Below are 4,248 nucleotides of genomic sequence, written 5' to 3'. Positions count from 1 at the left end.
TATTCTCTTCAGTTTTCGGCTTACCGCCGTTGTCGCTAGCCAATCCTTTTTCTCCTTGAGGAATTCAACTAATGATGGTCAATCTTACTTCTCTACTTGAACTTGGCTTCTAACTTGAGTTGTCTGTATGCTACGAGATCTTAGTAGACAGATTTTGCCAAGTCAGGTGATATGGAAACGATTCAAATTTGTTGAAATGGATGCCAGTTTCCTTAGAGTTTCAGTGATTATTAAGCTGCTTAGAGCAGGCTGTATTTTGTTAAAATAGAGGTTTTGAAATTTGTAAAACACGACAGAATTCAATCCGGTAAATCATCACCGAATTGTAGCTGGATTCCGTTAATTTCACAACTAACAGGGCCCTCGAATTTTGGTGGGATTGAAGAGAGAAAAACCTTGAAAATCAATAAGTTACGTTCTGAGATTAGTCATTGAGGGTCGCTCGTCAATCGCATAGAATAGAGCGGGTATCGAGTATGGTATTCAAGGGGAATCAGAGGCTGGAAGTTCATCCCGAGTGCAGCATTTCTTAAAGACAATTTTACCATGAATGAATCAGAACCTGCTGAGAATACTCCACTGGCGGAGAATCTGAAAACTTCAGAGAAAGGAAGCTCCGATTCTCAGTCCAGCGGAGTTGATTCCTCTGAAAAGACTCTGAAACAGTCAGAGGAAGAAAGAACTCAGGCTGCACATTTAAGTAAAGACCATCTTGCTCTGCCTGCGAAAGTCCCCGGATATATTATGATCCGATTATTGGGGGAAGGATCGTATGGATCCGTGTGGCTTGCCCAGGAAGAAAATACCGGGAAATATGTTGCGATCAAGTTTTACACTTATCGACGAGGGTTGGACTGGTCACTCTTGAATCGAGAAGTAGAAAAACTGGCAGAACTCTATACCTCACGGCATATTATCAGCTTGCAAGGAGTCGGATGGAATAGTGATCCTCCTTATTACATGATGGAATATCTTGAGAATGGTTCTCTGTCATCATTTCTGGAAGCGGGTCCCCTACCCGCATCTGAAGCAGTTCGCATAGCAAAAATAGTTTTACTGGCTCTCGTGCATGCACACGGACGTGGAATTTTACATTGCGATTTAAAACCTGCCAATATTCTGCTTGATGCGAATTTTGAACCAAGACTCTGTGACTTTGGACAATCCCGACTCTCAAGCGAACAAAGTCCCTCTTTAGGGACACTCTATTATATGGCTCCTGAACAGGCTGATCTGCAGGCAGTACCTGATTCGCGGTGGGATGTATATGCACTCGGGGCTTTGCTTTATCATATGTTATGCGGAAAAGCTCCCTATCGGACAGCAGAAAATGAGCAGTCTATTCGAAAGTTAAAAACTCTCGAAGAGAAACTTCAGGCCTATCGCGATTTGATCCAAATCTCTCCCCGTCCCGCTGAACATCGCAAAGTTTCCGGCGTGGATCGACGTTTGGCTGAAATCGTCGATCGCTGTCTTGAAACAGATCCCAAAAAACGATTTCCGAATGCACAATCTGTGCTGACAAGCCTGCTGCAAAGAGAACAACAGCGGGCAAGAAGACCATTAATTGCTTTGGGGATTATTGCTCCTCTCTTGGTGATTATTGGATTAATCCCCGTTGCAGGAGCCGCTGTAAATCAAATGGAAAACAGATTTCGAGAAAATCTGACAGAACGAGCATTAAAGAGCGATTCCATTGCGGCCAGTTTATTGTCGCAAAACGTTGCGCGGGATCTTCAGGATCGTCAGGACCAACTAGAGGAGCTATCTCGTAAAACATTGTTGCGTTCTAATCTGGTAAATGAAAAAACATATTCAGTGGTGGGAGAGTATTTGAAGGAAGCAAAGGCAATTGTTGACGAGAAACGGTCAAAGCTGGAACTTGAAAAAGATACGAGTTGGTTTCTTACAAATGACGAAGGGAAGCAAATTTGGCGTGATCCACTGGGGCCGACAATTGGTCAGAATTTTTCATATCGAGATTATTTTCACGGGCATGGTAAAGAGTATGAAAAAGGAAACGCGCCCAACTCAATTAAACCAATCACGGAACCTTATATTTGTCAGGTTTTCAAGAGTGAAGCAACCAATCAATGGATGGTGGCTATAGCCGTTCCAATTTGGGATTTGCAAAACGATAAGGTCTTGGGAGTCTTGGCTAGAACCACGCATCTGGATCAATTACTGTCAGGCTATGATGAAAGTATACGTGGGGATTCTGAAAATAGTGGGGACCGAAAAATAGCGTTGATAGACAACCGTGATGGAAAAATGCTGGCTCACCCGAGAATGACTGCAAATATTTTACGAAATATGAATCGTGATGAAGTGGACCGTTTAGTTCTCAAAGAGAAACACTTTGATGAATTGCAATCATTTAAGCTGGCACAAGAAAAGAATCGAACTGGTCCATTATCAGCAATGATAAGTGAATATCATGATCCCGTAGAAGCAGTGCTTTCAACCAATGATGAGGATAACGTCTGGCTGGCAGCTTTCTCTCCAATAGGTATGACTGGTTGGACGGCCGTTGTTCAGGAACGTCGGAGTATGGCGCTGCGTCCTGTTACGGAAATGCGAAGTTGGCTTATCCAGTATGGTTTGATTGTGTTGGCAACGAGTTGTCTTTTAGTGTTTACAGTCTGGTATTTTGTGATGCGGGTTCTGACAGAACGACGTGCCTGGGATTGGGCTCGTCACCAGTCTGAAAAGCGATCTGAGCAGGGTTCTGGATCATCCAGTTGACCAAATCATCAACAGAATTCATAAAATGATGGAGATGTTTCTTGTTGGAATTAATGATATATGGAGCAAATCCCCAGAATTCCAGCAGGATTTCTCTGGAGAGCGGTCAGGAGCTGATTCTGGGGAGGTCTGCGCAAGCTGATATTTCGGTCCCTTGGGATGATCGAATTTCACGTAAACACGCAATTGTGCTGGTAAAGCAGAGTCAGCTTTCCGTTTCAATAATTGCTTCTGCCGAGAATCGTATCTTTATATCCGGGAGTGAACGGGACGATTTTCTCCTTGAACCTGGAAATTCATTTGTAATTGGTTCCACAACCTTTCAATTAGTTAATTCGATATCAAGTTTATCATCGCCGAGTGAGTCTCCCCTGGAAGAGGTGACATTCAAACCGAATGAGTTATTAAAAGTCAGGTATCGTGATGCTGACCAGAGAATCGATGTCTTGTCACATTTACCTGATTTAATTATGGATGCAAGGAATGAAGACGATTTGTTCCACCGTCTGGTGACAATGTTGTTGTCTGGTGTGAAGCATGCAGATGCTGTTGCTGTCGTCCAATTGAACGGTGAAGATCGGGTGGAAGTCCCATTTTGGGAACGCAGACGCCAGACACAGGGGGAGTTCCGCCCCAGTGGACGACTTGTTCTGGAAGCGGTCAAAAACAGTAGACGGACTGTATTACATGTATGGGCCGCCAAAGATGATTCACAGACCGAAGATGATTATACTGCGGTAGCCGAATTTGACTGGGCATTTTGTACTCCCATTGAAGATGGTGTCTCCAGTAAGTGGGGGCTCTATGTCGCGGGAGAACTGAATCACCCCTATCAAGTTGATATTCCCACGGGAACCAGTGGTATTGATCTTCAAGCGGACGTCAAATTTACAGAACTTGTTGCTTCGATTGTGAAATCTGTAAGGCGTCTTAATCAGTTGGAAAGGCAACAGGCTGGATTGCGTCAGTTTTTTGCCCCACCAATTCTCGCAGCCATCGGTGATGACTTAAATACTGAGATTCTGGAACCTCGAGAATGTGATGTCACAGTATTATTTTGTGACCTCAGAGGTTTCAGTCAATATGCGGAAGATTCATCTGGAGATTTAATCGGATTGTTGGACCGAGTCAGTCAGGCTTTAGGAATCATGACATCGCATATCCTTGATTTTGGAGGAGTGACTGGAGATTTTCAGGGGGATGCTGCCTTAGGATTCTGGGGATGGCCCTTTTCATCTGATGTGGCTCCCTTGGATGCTTGCCGTGCTGCTTTGGCGATTCGCGCTGCCTTCGAGCAAATTAATCACCAGTCAGATCACCCCCTTTCCGATTTCCATATGGGAATTGGAATTGCACATGGGAGAGCCGTAGCTGGGAAAATTGGTACTCATGATCAAGTGAAAGTGACAGTATTTGGACCGGTCGTTAACCTGGCCAGCCGCCTGGAAGGTTTGACAAAACAGTTGCGTGTTCCAGTTTTAATGGATGAAGCAACATCTCAAA

Annotated in this window: 2 protein-coding genes; both read left to right on the top strand. The window is 44.3% G+C overall.

All coding sequences use genetic code 11. The features are described from left to right. The first annotated feature begins 546 nt into the window (after nt 1-546). Nucleotides 547-2,745 (top strand): serine/threonine protein kinase, encoded by a 2,199-nt coding sequence (locus tag Q0668_RS19275; RefSeq protein ID WP_298867622.1) that lies wholly within the window; start codon nt 547-549, stop codon nt 2,743-2,745. Nucleotides 2,746-2,798: 53 nt separating this feature from the next. Then, a partial coding sequence (locus Q0668_RS19270) for an adenylate/guanylate cyclase domain-containing protein (protein WP_298867623.1) occupies nt 2,799-4,248 on the top strand: 1,450 nt, incomplete at its 3' end.

Source organism: uncultured Gimesia sp., from assembly GCF_937910335.1.
Classification (GTDB): Bacteria; Planctomycetota; Planctomycetia; order Planctomycetales; family Planctomycetaceae; genus Gimesia.
This window is presented reverse-complemented; position numbering and strand designations above follow the sequence as displayed.